Source organism: Noviluteimonas caseinilytica (assembly GCF_018406605.1).
Taxonomy (GTDB): domain Bacteria; phylum Pseudomonadota; class Gammaproteobacteria; order Xanthomonadales; family Xanthomonadaceae; genus Noviluteimonas; species Noviluteimonas caseinilytica.
This window is the reverse complement of the sequence record NZ_AP024545.1, coordinates 1,807,568-1,820,063: the sequence shown is the minus strand read 5'-3', so window position 1 is coordinate 1,820,063 and position 12,496 is coordinate 1,807,568. Positions and strand designations below refer to the sequence as shown.

11 protein-coding genes are annotated in these 12,496 nt (G+C 70.5%); 3 read left to right on the top strand and 8 right to left on the bottom strand.

Annotated elements, in window-relative coordinates:
- Positions 1-5: 5 nt before the first annotated feature.
- The 3 genes from modA to LYSCAS_RS08860 are packed head-to-tail and all read left to right on the top strand — an operon-like array spanning position 6 to position 2,091.
- Positions 6-767, top strand: a complete 762-nt coding sequence (modA, locus tag LYSCAS_RS08870) for a molybdate ABC transporter substrate-binding protein (protein WP_213437732.1) — start codon at positions 6-8, stop codon at positions 765-767.
- A gap of 2 nt (positions 768-769) precedes the next feature.
- Positions 770-1,462 carry a molybdate ABC transporter permease subunit gene (modB, locus tag LYSCAS_RS08865; protein ID WP_213433590.1) on the top strand — a complete coding sequence of 231 codons (693 nt, stop codon included), beginning with the start codon at positions 770-772 and terminating at the stop codon, positions 1,460-1,462.
- Positions 1,459-2,091 carry an ATP-binding cassette domain-containing protein gene (locus LYSCAS_RS08860; RefSeq protein ID WP_213433588.1) on the top strand — a complete coding sequence of 211 codons (633 nt, stop codon included), beginning with the start codon at positions 1,459-1,461 and terminating at the stop codon, positions 2,089-2,091. Before modB ends, LYSCAS_RS08860 begins: the two co-directional genes overlap by 4 nt.
- Before the next feature lie 3 nt (positions 2,092-2,094).
- Here LYSCAS_RS08860 and tkt read toward each other — a convergent pair whose 3' ends face one another.
- From tkt to LYSCAS_RS08820, 8 genes are all read right to left on the bottom strand, one after another.
- Positions 2,095-4,086, bottom strand: a complete 1,992-nt coding sequence (gene tkt, locus LYSCAS_RS08855; RefSeq protein ID WP_213437730.1) for a transketolase — start codon at positions 4,084-4,086, stop codon at positions 2,095-2,097.
- A 67-nt stretch (positions 4,087-4,153) separates the two neighbouring features.
- On the bottom strand, positions 4,154-5,461 hold the full coding sequence (locus LYSCAS_RS08850; RefSeq protein WP_213433581.1) for a dicarboxylate/amino acid:cation symporter: 1,308 nt from the start codon (positions 5,459-5,461) through the stop codon (positions 4,154-4,156).
- A 68-nt stretch (positions 5,462-5,529) separates the two neighbouring features.
- Complete coding sequence (locus LYSCAS_RS08845; protein ID WP_213433579.1) at positions 5,530-7,179, bottom strand: BatD family protein; 1,650 nt, start codon at positions 7,177-7,179, stop codon at positions 5,530-5,532.
- Complete coding sequence (locus LYSCAS_RS08840) at positions 7,176-8,951, bottom strand: VWA domain-containing protein (RefSeq protein WP_213433577.1); 1,776 nt, start codon at positions 8,949-8,951, stop codon at positions 7,176-7,178. The genes LYSCAS_RS08845 and LYSCAS_RS08840 overlap by 4 nt, the downstream gene beginning before the upstream one ends.
- Positions 8,948-9,976: a vWA domain-containing protein gene (locus LYSCAS_RS08835; protein ID WP_213433574.1), complete on the bottom strand. Its 1,029-nt coding sequence runs from the start codon at positions 9,974-9,976 to the stop codon at positions 8,948-8,950. The genes LYSCAS_RS08840 and LYSCAS_RS08835 overlap by 4 nt, the downstream gene beginning before the upstream one ends.
- On the bottom strand, positions 9,973-10,425 hold the full coding sequence (locus LYSCAS_RS08830) for a DUF4381 domain-containing protein (RefSeq protein ID WP_213433573.1): 453 nt from the start codon (positions 10,423-10,425) through the stop codon (positions 9,973-9,975). Before LYSCAS_RS08830 ends, LYSCAS_RS08835 begins: the two co-directional genes overlap by 4 nt.
- 7 nt (positions 10,426-10,432) lie before the next feature.
- Positions 10,433-11,356 carry a DUF58 domain-containing protein gene (locus LYSCAS_RS08825; RefSeq protein WP_213433572.1) on the bottom strand — a complete coding sequence of 308 codons (924 nt, stop codon included), beginning with the start codon at positions 11,354-11,356 and terminating at the stop codon, positions 10,433-10,435.
- 18 nt (positions 11,357-11,374) lie between these two features.
- Positions 11,375-12,367 (bottom strand): AAA family ATPase, encoded by a 993-nt coding sequence (locus tag LYSCAS_RS08820; protein WP_213433570.1) that lies wholly within the window; start codon positions 12,365-12,367, stop codon positions 11,375-11,377.
- Between the last annotated feature and the right edge of the window lie 129 nt (positions 12,368-12,496).

Here is a 12,496-nt window from a genome sequence, read left to right as displayed (position 1 = left end):
GTTTCTTGCTCGCCTGCACGTTGTTGATCGCGAGCGGGCTCGCGTTCGCCGCCACCCCGCCGGCGAAGCCGACACCGCTCACCGTCTTCGCCGCCGCCAGCCTCAAGGAATCGCTCGACGAAGCCGCGACCGCCTACGAACACCGCACGCACGTGCCGGTGCGCGTGTCGTACGCCGCGAGCTCCGCGCTTGCGCGACAGATCGAACAGGGCGCGCCCGCCGATGTGTTCCTGTCCGCCGACCTCGACTGGATGGATGTGCTACAGGCGAAGAAGCTGATCGACGCCGGCACGCGCCGCAACCTGCTCGGCAACACGCTCGTGCTCGTCGCGCCACGCGACAGCAAGACCGCGCCGATCGCGTTGCGCCCCGGCCTGGACCTGCGGCCCGCGCTCGGCGAAGGCCGCCTCGCGGTCGCGCTCACCGCCAGCGTCCCCGCCGGCAAGTACGCGAAGCAATCCCTGGTGAAACTCGGCGCATGGCCGGGCGTCGCGAGCCGCACCGCCGAAGCCGAGAACGTGCGCGCCGCCCTGGTGCTGGTCGCGCGCGGCGAAGCCCCACTCGGCATCGTGTACGGCAGCGACGCGCTGGCCGAATCGGGCGTGCGCGTGCTCGGCACCTTCCCCGCCGATTCGCATGCGCCCATCGTGTATCCGGTCGCGCGCATCGCGGCGAGCACGCATGCGAACGGAGGCGATTTCGTCCGCTGGCTGCAGTCGCGCGAAGCGCGCGCGATCTTCGCCCGCCACGGTTTCGCGCCGCTCTGAGCGTGGAAGCCCTCTCGCCCGCCGAACGCGACGCCATCGCGCTGAGCCTGAAGGTCGCACTCACGGCCGTCGCGTGCAGCCTGCCGTTCGGCATCGCGTTCGGCTGGTTGCTCGCGCGCAAGCGCTTCCCCGGCAAGTTGCTGCTCGACACCTTGCTCGTGTTGCCGCTGGTGATGCCGCCGGTGGTCACCGGTTTCGTGTTGCTGGTGTGGTTCGGTGCGCGGGGGCCGATCGGGACCTTCCTGCGCGAGACCTTCGGCATCGTGTTCGCGTTCCGCTGGACGGGCGCGGCACTGGCGAGCGCGATCATGGGATTCCCGCTGATGGTGCGCGCGATCCGCCTGGCGATCGAAGCGGTGGACCTGCGCCTCGAACAGGCCGCCGCCACCCTCGGCGCGCCGCCGTGGCGCGTGTTCGCCACCGTGACGCTGCCGCTCGCGTGGCCCGGCATCGTCGCGGGCGCCGTGCTCGCGTTCGCGAAGGCGCTCGGCGAATTCGGCGCCACGATCACCTTCGTGTCCAACATCCCCGGCGAAACGCAAACGTTGTCGTCGGCGATCTACACGCTCATGCAAGTACCCGGTGGCGAAGCGGGCCTGTGGCGGCTGGCCGCGGTGGCGATCGCGATTTCGTTCGTCGCGGTGTTCGTGTCCGAGTGGCTGGTGCAACGCCAGCGGCGCAGGGAGCCGGCATGAAGCAGCCGGTCTTCTCGATCGACGTCGACCTGGTCCGCGGCACGTTCTGGAACACCGTGCGCGTGGAGAGCACGCACCGCGTGATCGCGCTCGTCGGCGCGTCGGGCACCGGCAAGACATCGGTACTGCACGCGATCGCCGGCCTCGTTCGTCCCACGCGCGGCCGCATCGTGATCGGCGGGCGCTGCCTGTTCGATTCCGCCATCGGCATCGACGAACCCGCGCACCTGCGCCGCATCGGCTACGTCTTCCAGGACGGCCGCCTGTTCCCGCACCTGGACGTGCGCGCGAACCTGCTCTACGGCGCACCGCGTCGCGCGTCGGGCGATGCGCGCTTCTCGCTCGAAGGCATCGTCGACCTGCTGGGCATCGCGCCGCTGCTGGCACGCCGCATCGACGGCCTGTCCGGCGGCGAACTGCAACGCGTCGCGATCGGCCGTGCGTTGCTGTCCGCGCCCGAATTGCTGCTGCTCGACGAACCGCTGTCGATGCTGGACCGCAAGCGCAAGGACGAACTGCTGCCGTGGCTGCAACGACTGCGCGACGAGGTCGCGCTGCCGATGGTCTACGTCAGTCATTCCCCGGAAGAAACCGCGCGGTTGGCCGACGCGGTGTACCGGGTGGATTGAACGTCAGCGCAGGCTCTTCGCCACCCGCACCACGTTCTCGACCGTGAACCCGAAGTGCGGGAACAGCGCTTCCGCCGGTGCGCTCGCACCGAAACGATCGATGCCGACCACCGCGCCGTCCAGGCCGACGTACTTGCGCCAGAAGTCGGTGACGCCGGCTTCGATGGCGACGCGGCGACGGCAGGCATCCGGCAGCACGGCGTCGCGATACGCGGCGTCCTGGCGGTCGAACACGTCGGTCGAAGGCATCGACACCACGCGCACGCCATCGCCGAGTTGCGCGGCGGCATCCATCGCCAGGCCCACTTCCGAACCCGTCGCGATGAGGATCAGCTGCGGCGCGCCCACGCTGTCGCGCAGGATGTAGCCACCGCGGCGGATGTCGGCGACCTGCTGCGGCGTGCGTTGCTGGTGCGCGAGGTTCTGGCGCGTGAACACCAGGCAGCTCGGGCCGTCGTGCTGTTCGATCGCGGCGCGCCAGCACACGGCCGATTCCACCGCGTCGCACGGGCGCCACACGTCGTTGCCGGGGATGTAGCGCAGCGTGGCGAGGTGCTCGATGGGCTGGTGCGTCGGGCCGTCTTCGCCCAGGCCGATCGAATCGTGCGTGTACACGTGGATCGCATGCGCGCCCATCAGCGCGCTCATGCGCACGGCGTTGCGCGCGTAGTCGCTGAAGACCAGGAACGTCGCGTCGTACGGGATGAAGCACTCGTGCAGGCCCATGCCGTTGCTGATCGCGGTCATCGCGAATTCGCGCACGCCGTAGTACACGTAGTTGGCGTCGGCGTCCGTGCTGGTGACCGACTTGCTGCCCTTCCACAACGTCAGGTTGGAATGCGCCAGGTCCGCCGAGCCGCCGATCAGTTCCGGCAGCAGCGGGCCGTAGGCTTCCAGCGCCATCTGCGAGGCCTTGCGCGAGGCGACGACCGGGCCTTCGGCCTGCAGCTTCGCGATGTACGCGTCGGCGGCGTCGTTCCAGTTTTCAGGCAACTGGTTGCGCGCGCGGCGCACGAGTTCGTCGGCGAGGTCCGGATAGCGCTTGGCATAGCCGTCGAACATCCGGTTCCACTGTTCTTCGCGCACGATGCCGGCGTTGCCCGCGCGCCAGCCGTCGCGGATCTCCTGCGGGATTTCGAACGGGCCGCTCGTCCAGCCCAGCTTTTCGCGCGTGAGGGCGATTTCGTCCTTGCCCAGCGGCGCGCCGTGCGACGACTCCTTGCCGGCCTTGTTCGGCGAACCGAACCCGATGGTGGTACGCGCGCAGATCAGCGTGGGCTTGTCCTGCGAGGCGAGCGCGCCTTCGATCGCCTGCTTGATCGCATCGGCGTCATGGCCGTCGACGCCGCGGATCACGTTCCAGCCATAGGCTTCGAAGCGCGCCGGCGTGTCGTCGGTGAACCAGCCGCGCACGTTGCCGTCGATCGAGATGTGGTTGTCGTCCCAGATGGCGATCAGCTTGTTCAGGCCCCACGTGCCGGCCAGCGACGCGGCTTCGTGCGAGATGCCTTCCATCAGGCAGCCATCGCCCATGAACACCCAGGTGTGGTGGTCGACGACTTCGAATTCCGGGCGGTTGAAGCGCTGCGCGAGCAGGCGCTCGGCGAGCGCCATGCCGACGGAATTCGCGAAGCCCTGGCCGAGCGGGCCGGTCGTGGTTTCGACGCCCGGCGTCATGAAGTTTTCCGGATGGCCCGGCGTCTTCGATTCGAGCTGGCGGAACTGCTTGAGGTCGTCGATCGTCAGGTCGTAGCCCGACAGGTGCAGCAGCGCGTAGTGCAGCATCGAGCCGTGGCCGTTGCTGAGCACGAAGCGGTCGCGGTTGAACCACGAGGGATTGTTGGGGTTGTGCCGGAGGAAGTCGTTCCACAGGACTTCGGCGATGTCGGCCATGCCCATCGGCATGCCCGGGTGGCCGGACTTCGCGGCCTCGACCGCATCGATGGCGAGGAATCGGATGGCGTTGGCGAGGTCGCGGCGGCTGGGCGTCGTCATGGGGGCGTCGAGGGGGGCGGCGGGCAAGGCGCGCATTCTCCCACGCCGGCGCCCGCCCGCGCCCCGATCAAGCGACCGTTGGCGCAGGCTCCGCGTCCGGCTCGCCCGCCGCCACCAGCGTGGCCAGCGTCAGGTCGCCCGTGACGTTGAGCGTGGTGCGGCACATGTCGAGGAAATGGTTGACGCCCAGGATCATGCCGATGCCGACCGGGTTCACGCCCACCATCGCGCAGATCAGCGCCACCACCGGCAGCGAGCCCGACGGCACGCCCGCGGTGCCGATGCCGCCGAGGATGCAGACCACCATCACCATCGCCTGCTGGCCAAGGCTGAGGTCCACGCCGAAGAACTGCGCGAGGAACAGCACGGTCACGCCCTCGAACAAGGCCGTGCCGTTCTGGTTGGCCGTGGCGCCCACCGTGAGCACGAAGCGCGACACGCGGCGCGGCAGGCCGAGGTTCTCTTCGGCCACGCGCAGCGCGGTCGGCAACGTCGCGTTGCTCGAGGCGGTGGAGAACGCCATCACCATCGCTTCCTGGCTGCCGCGGAAGAACTGCAGCGGCGACTTGCCCGCCAGCTTCAGCGCGATCGAATAGTTGACGAACAGGTGCAACGCGAGCGCCAGCACGACGACGCCGACGTACGCCCCGAGCTTCAGCAGCAGGTCCCAGCCGAAGATCGAGGTGAGGTTGAACATGAAGCAGAACACCGCGTACGGCGCCAGGCGGATCACGATGCCGATCAGGGTCATCGAGATCTCGAGGAGGCCTTCGATGCCGCGCTTGAGCACGTCGGTGTTGGGCGACGGGCTGAGCACCAGGCCCACGCCGAACATCACCGCGAAGAACATCAGTGCGAGGATCGAGCTGTTGTCGGACGCCGCGCCGATCACGTTGTCCGGCACGATCGACAGCAGCATGTCGATGCCCTTGGGCTGCGTGCCGACGCTGGCGACGATTTCCTGCGCACGGCCCGCGTTCTCCGCGAGCAGTTGCTGCGCCAGCGCCGGGTCCACGCCCGCGCCCGGCTGCAGCCAGTTGACCAGCACCAGGCCCAGCAAAACCGCCACCGCCGACAGCACGACCGTGTAGGCGAGCGTCTTCCAGCCGATGCGGCCCAGCGCGCGGATGTCGCCCATCTCCGCGATGCCGACCACCAGCGCCGAGAACAGCAGCGGGACGATCAGCATGAAGATCAGGTTGAGGAAGATCTTCGAGAACGGCGTGGTGACGTACTGCGTGAACGCCTGCACCCAGCCCGCTTCCATCAGCCCCGTGGCGTGCACGGCCAGCCCCGCGAGGATGCCGGCGGCGAAGCCGATCGCCATCTTCCAGTGGAACGGCATGCCCGTGCGGGCGGAAGGCGTGTTGGTCATCGCGTCGGATCCGGTGCCCGCGGACCGCCCGCGGAATCGCTCGCGACTTTAGCAGGCCGCGGTGCGCGTCAGGCGGGCGGGTACAGCGGCGGCAGCGGGTCTGCGCGCGGTGCGGGGGCATCGGTGCGCCAGCGCAGGCCGCGTGCGAAGGCCGCGCGCACGGCGTCGCGCGCGGCGCGCGGGTCGCCGCCGGCCCAGCGTGCGCGCTGCAACTGTTCGACTGCGTTGCGCTGCGCGGGATCGGCGAGGCGATCGCGCAACGCATCGAGGTCGTGCACGGGGGGCGTGGCGCTGGCGCGCAATGCATCGGCGATGGTGCCGAGGTCGCCGTCGGCGAGCGCGCGGCGCAGGTCGGGATGCGGTGCGGGCGATGGCGACGGGCCTTCCGTCGGCGCCGCGACGACGACGGGCCGGCGATGCAATCCCCACATCAGCGTGACGAACCACAACACCGCAAATAGCGCCGCCAGCGCGGCCCACGGCAGGATGCGGCCCTGGATGCCGGGGATGCGGATGCGGCCGTCTTCGCCGGCTTGCGTCGTGGTGGCGGTCGTGGCCGTCGCGTCGACAGCGGCGGGGGTGCCCGCGGCCCCCGGCGCGACATCGAGCGCGATCGGCGGCAACGTCGCGGTGCGCGGGACCGCACCGCGCACGTCCCACCATTCGATGCGTGGCGCGGCGATGCTCAGCGCACCGGCGCGCGCGGGCACGATCGAGAACTTGCGCGTGAGCGTGGTGCGCGGGCGCCCGTCTTCGAAGGTTTCGTCCGACTGCAACGGATCGGGGAATACCTGCGCGGCGCCGCCGGCATCGAGCACGAGTTCCGGCAACTGCGAGGCGACCGCACCGTCGGCGACCGCTTCCACCGTCACCGTCGTCGCTTCGCCCGCGCGCACGCGGCCGGGCATCGTCGAATAGCGCAGGCGCAGGTCGTTGAGCGGCAACCACGGTTGCGGTGCGTTGGCGGGGATCGGACGGATGTCGAGCGTGCGCGCCGGCGAATCGGCGGCGAGCGGACGCCGGCCATCGCCGAACAGATCGTCGAAGAAGCCACCGACGCCCTGCCCGCGGAAGCGCGCACCCGGCAGCAGCACCCGGCCGCTGTGTTCGCCGATCAAAAGGTAGCGACGCTCGACGACGTTGTAGCGGCGGCCCGCCATTTCCTGCGAGTACTGCAGGTCCTGGCCGACCTTGCGCAGCGTGGCGCCCTGCGGTTCGGGTTGGTCGAGCTGGCCGGAGACCAGCGGCACCGCGTAGAACAGACGCAGTTTCAAACCGACGGCCTGCTGCACGTACGGATGCGCGTCATCCAGTTGCGCATCGATGAACGCGACGTCACCCGCGCGCGCGGGCACGCTGCTGGCCGGCGTGACGGTGAGCGTGAGCGGCGGCGACATTCGGTTGCCGCCGACGCGCAGCGCGGGGATCGTGATCACGCCGTCGCGGCGCGGTTGCAGCACCACCGAGTACTGCGTGTGGATCGTGGTGGCGCCGTTGACGATCGAGACGCTGCGCTGGCTGCTGCGTTGCGACAGTTCGAAGTCGCGCTGCAGCGGCGCGTAATCGGGCGCGACGTCGAGCGCGGGCGCGGCGATGTTGAGCGTCGTGGTTTCGCCCGAGGCGATGCGATCGCGATCGAGCCACGCGCGCACCTGCGCCTGCGCGTTCATGCACAGCAAGGCGAGGAGCGCGAAGGCCACCCAACGACGCGTTGTCATTCGCCCCCCTGCTGTCGGCGTTCGTATTCGATCTGGAACTTGGCGCGCAGCAGGCCGCCCGGATCATCCGGCACGCGGCGCAGCCAGGCTTCGTTGGCGAGGCGGCGTTCGCGTTCGGCGGCGGTCTCGGGGCGCGCAGCCTGCGGCGTCTTCGACGGATCCTGCTGGCCGGGCTGCTTGCCCTGCAGCGCGCGTTGCATGCGTTCGCGTTGCGCGGCGTCGGCGGCGCGCTGGGCTTCGGGATCCGCGTTCTTCGGCGGCGGCGCAGGCTTCGACTGGCCCTGCGACTGCGATTCCGACGACGCAGGCTTCTGCTGCGGCTGCGATTGCGGCGTGCCCTGCCCTTGCGCCTTGCCGGGCTCGGGCGCCTCCGAATCGGTCTTGCCCGATCCCTTCTGCTTCTGGTCGCCCTGCTGGCCTTGCGACCGCGGATCTTCGTGCTTGCTCTTGCCGGACGGCGGCTTGCGTTGCTTCGCTTTCAGCACGGCGTTCCTGTTGGCGATCGCATCCGCCATGCCGGGGTGTTCGCGCAATGCAGCGTTGTAGGCGTCGATGGCTTCGTCGTAGCGGCCCTGCTTTGCCAGTGCGTTGCCGAGGTTGTAGTGCGCATCGGCGCCCGGGAGGCCGTCGTACACATGCTCCGCCGCGGTGAAATCGCCCTTGCGATAAGACTGTTCGCCGGCGTCCATGCGTTCTGCAGCCACCTGGTCCGCGCGTCGCCACAGCGAACCCTGCACCGCATCGCGCGCCTGTGCATGCACGAACCCCGGCGGCAGGCACAACACGACGAGGACGGCCGCAACGCCGGCGCCACGCCGGAATGCGAACAACGCGATCGCCATCAACGGCAACAACAACCAGTACCCCGCGTCTTCCCACGCCTTGCCCGCGCGGCCCTGCGTCGCGATCGCATCTTCGGCGCGCGGTTGCAGCACGTTGAGGGCGCGCAGATCCGAATCGTCGACGGCGATCGGCGCGTAGTTGCCGTCGCCCGCCGCGGCAAGCGCCTGCAGCGAACGCGAATCCAGCGCGACGCGTTCGAGCTCGCCGTCGCGCGTGCGCACGTCGCTGCCGGTTTTCGAACCGATGCCGAGCACCGAGACGCGCAGGCCCTTGCCTGCGGCTTCGCGGGCGGCTTCGTTCGCGTCGGTGTCGCCGTGGTCGGTGAGCACCAGGATGTCGCCGCGATCGAAGCCGGCCTGCTGCAGCAGGCGCGCGCCCTGCCGGATCGCGTGGCCGGGGCGATGGCCGTCGATCGGCATCACGCTGGGCTCGAGCGAATCGAGGAACAACGCGACGTTCGCCGCATCGTCGGTGAGCGGCGCAACGGTGTACGCGTCGTCGGCGAACGCGACGAGCCCGACCTGGCCGCCGTTGCGTTCGCGCAGCAACGTCGCGACTTTCGCGCGCGCCTGCAGCAAGCGCGACGGCGGAAGATCGGTGGCGGCGCTCGCGCTGGACAGGTCCATCGCGATCACCAGCGGCGTGCGGCTCTGCCACGACGGTTGCGGCACCTGGCGCCACGCGGGGCCGGCGAGCGCGAGGATCGCGAGCGCGTACGCGAGCAGCACGAAGACGATGGCGCTGCGGGCGCGCACGCCGCCCGCGGGTTCGAGCAGGTGCGGCAGCAGGTGCGGATCGACGACACCGCGCCATGCGTTCTCGCGACGACGACGCAGCCGCCAGAGCCACGCGATCAGCGGCAAGGCGAGCAGCGCCCACAACCACGCGGGACGCACGAAGTGGAGCAGCGCGAGCGAGAAGTCGTTCATACGCGCCGTCCGATGCGCCCGAACGGGAGCGCTGCGAGCACCGCGCACAACAGCGCGACACCGAGCGGCCAGGGATAGCGTTCGAGCCGCGGGCGCACGGCCTGGCCGGGACGTTTGACGGGTTCGAGGCGATCGATCTCGGCGTAGATGCCGGCGAGCGATTCGGTGTCGCGCGCGCGGAACGCACGGCCGCCGGTCGTATCGGCGATGCGCTTGAGGCCGGCCTCGTCGATCTCGTCGTCGCCGCCGGCGACCGGCAAGCGCAAGCCGAAGAACGACATGCCGCCGTCGCCGCCGAAGGCGACGGTGTGCACGCGCACGTGCGCATCGCGCGCGAGTTCGGCGGCCTTGTCGGGATCGAGCACGCCGGCGGTGTTCACGCCGTCGGTCAACAACACGACCACGCGTTGCGAGGCGGGCTGCGATTGCAGGCGCTTCACCGCGAGTGCGAGCGCATCGCCGAGTGCAGTCTCGCGACCGGCGAGGCCCACGACGCTGTCGTCGAGCTGCTGGCGCACCGTCGACAGGTCCAGCGTGAGCGGCGTGAGCGCGTACGCGCGTTGCCCGAACACGAGCAGGCCGACGCGATCGCCTGCGCGCCGGTCGAGGAAATCCGCGAGCACGGCTTTCGCCGCGGTGAGGCGATCGACGGGTTGTCCGCCGAGGTCCATGTCTTCCTGGCTCATGCTGCCGGACAGGTCGACGGCGAGCATCAGGTCGCGCCCGGCTTGCGGCGGCGCGACGGGCGGACCAAGTTCCTGCGGTCGCGCAGCGGCGACGCACAACGCAGCCCAGGCGATCCACGCGAGCAGGCCGGCGCCGCGACCGCGCAAGGCATGGCCACCCCCGGCGGCGGCCACGGCGTCGAGCCGTGCACCGAAGGGGACGCGCAATGCGGCCCCGATCGAACGGCGGCGCGGCAACACCCAGCGCGCAAGCAACGGCAACGGCAACGCGAGCAGCACCAGCGGCCACGCGAACGTGGACAGCGTGTCCAGCAGACCCGCAGGCAGCAGCGCGCTCATCGCATCCACTCGAGGTAGCGCTGGCGCGCGCGGCGTTGCAGCGCGTCGACGGCGGTGGCGTCGACGTCGCGGCGGAACGGGCCTTCGAGCAACAGCGCACCGACGTCGCCTTCGAACAGGCGTTGCTTCGCACCGGCATCCAGGTGCGCGCGCCAGCGTTCGCCTTCGTAGCGATCGGCGTCGGGATCGCGCAGGCGGGCAGCGCGACGCAACAGTTCGGAGATCGCCGCGACGCGGGCCACGGGCGTTGGTGCGTCGGCGAGCGTCGTGTCGAACACGCGCGCGAACGCACGGCGCCGCGCCCGCTTGCGCCACCACATCGCAAACACGATCGCGAACGTGGCCACGACCAGCGCGAGCAAGAGCCACCAGCCCGGCGCGAGCGGCCACCACGGCGTCGCGGCGGCGGCGTGCACGTCGCGCAGGACCAGGTCGGGCGTCGCGGCCATCGGCATCTCAGGCCACGCTGGCCTGCGGCCGGCCCCATGCGCCGAGCCAGGCATCGCTCGGCGCATCGGTGGACACGATCTGCACGCGCACGCCGCGCGCGGGCAAGGCCTGCAATGCGGCGTCGAGCGGCGCGACGAATTCCGTCCGCCAGCGCTGGCGTTGCGCGGGGCTGGCGAGGTCGAGCTCGACGCGATGCGCGGCTTCGCCGGCGGCGAAGAACGGCAGCGCGGCCTTCGGCGGATCGCGCTCGAGCGGATCCACCAGCAACAACACGGTGGTGTCGTGGTGCAGCGCGAACGCGGGCCAGCGATGCGCGGGAATCGCGGCGATGCTGGCGGGATCGGCGAGCACGACGAGACGGGAACCGGGGCGCAGCAATCGTGCCGCGTGGTCGAGCGCGACGCCGAGGCCCGCGTCGTCGGCGGGCGGCGCGGCGTACCAGCGCACGAGCGCATCGAGCACGCGCAATGCGCCACGCGGACCGGCGGCGGGCGGGATCGGCGCTTCGCGCGTGCTGCCGCGCAAGGCGGCGATGCGGTCGCCGTCGCGCAGGGCGGCCCACGTGGCGATCGCGCCGGCGCGCGCGGCCTGCACCGACTTGAAGCGCACGCGCGTGCCGAAATACATCGACGGCGCGGTGTCGGCGACGAGCAGCGTCAGGCGTTCGCGTTCGGCCTGGAACAACTTGGTGTGCGGGCGTCCGCTGCGCGCGGTGAGGCGCCAGTCGATGTGGCGCGCGTCGTCGCCGATCGCGTACTCGCGCGATTCGGCGTATTCCATGCCACGGCCGCGCAACGGCGACAGCGCCTGGCCGGACACACCGTGGCGTCCGCGCCGCGCAGCGCGACGGCCCAACGCAAGCGCTCGCAGGCCGACCAGTTCCTGCAGGGTCGGCGCGAGGCCTTCGCGCGGTTGCCGATCCTCGGCCATGTCAGAACGCGCGCAGCATCACGGCAGGGGGACCTTGTCGAGCAGCGCGTGCACGAGGCGATCGCCGTCCCAGCCTTCGGCGGTGGCTTCGTAGCTCGGCAGCACGCGATGGCGCAGCACGTCGGGGGCGATCGCGCGCACGTCTTCCGGCGTGACGAAATCGCGGCCCGCCAACCACGCACGGGCGCGTGCACAACGTTCGAGGGCGATCGACCCGCGCGGGCTCGCGCCCCACGCGATGCGGCGCGCGAGGGCGGGGTCGTAACGCCCGGCGTCGCGCGAGGCGAGGACGAGTTCGATGATGTAGCGCTCCACCGGCGGCGCCAGGTGCAGGTCGAGGACGGCGGCGCGCGCGGCGAACACGTCGTCGATCGGCATGCGGTCGATCGCGTCGCTGACCGGTTGCAGCACGGTGCGCGCGCGTTCGCGGGCCAGGCGCAGGATTTCGGTTTCCGCCGCGACGGCCGGATAGCCGATGCGCAGGTACATCAGGAAGCGGTCGAGCTGCGCTTCGGGCAACGGGAAGGTGCCTTCCTGTTCGATCGGGTTCTGCGTGGCCATCACCAGGAACAGCGGCGGCAGCGGATACGTCTGGCGACCGACGGTGACCTGCCGCTCGCCCATCGCTTCGAGCAGCGCGGACTGGACCTTCGCGGGCGCGCGGTTGATTTCGTCGGCCAGCAGCAGCGGATGGAAGATCGGGCCGGGCTGGAATTCGAAGCGGCCGTCCTGCGGCCGCCACACTTCGGTGCCGGTGAGGTCGGCCGGCAACAGGTCCGGCGTGAACTGCACGCGGGCGAAGGCCGCATCCAGGCGCGCGGCGAGCGCGCGGATGGCGGACGTCTTGGCCAGGCCGGGCGCGCCTTCGACAAGGAGGTGGCCGTCGGCGAGCAATGCGATGAGCAGGCGTTCGATCAGTTCGGCCTGGCCGACGATCTCCGCGGACAACTGGTCGCGCAACGTGCCGAAGGCGACGTGCAGGCGGGACGGCGGGTCGGTGCGAGCGTCCATCGACGAATTCGCCTCAGGGGGGAGGGCGCAGTTTGACTGGTTGCCGATGCGATGGTTCACCGACGAAGGTCATGGTTTCGTCGCGTTAAGGCCCGGAACGACAACGGGGCCTTTCGGCCCCGTTGGGAT